This window comes from Janthinobacterium foliorum (assembly GCF_978021625.1).
Window position 1 is genome coordinate 1 of the sequence record NZ_CDXDQE010000126.1, and the last position, 255, is coordinate 255.

Sequence of the window (255 nt, forward strand, 5' to 3'; positions counted from 1 at the left end):
CGTCGTGCTGACGGGCACGGTCACGGTGCAGGCCGGCGAAGAGACGTGGCGCGAGATCGGCAATCGCCAGAGCGTGTTTGCAGACATCTCGCCCTACGCCGTGTATGTGCCGCTGGAAACAGCGGTCGGCATCACGGCGCAGAGCGCTGCCGAGGTGGCCCTGTGCAGCGCGCCGGCCACCACGCGCCGTGCGGCGCGCCTGATCGACCCGCAGTCGATGACGCGCTCCGTGCGCGGCAAGGGCGCCAACACGCG

1 protein-coding gene is annotated in these 255 nt (G+C 71.0%); it reads left to right on the forward strand.

Translation table 11 applies throughout. The annotated features are described in order from the left end of the window. Positions 1-255 (forward strand): 5-deoxy-glucuronate isomerase (locus ACZ92H_RS29820; protein ID WP_465052006.1); only part of this gene is annotated, 255 nt, incomplete at both ends.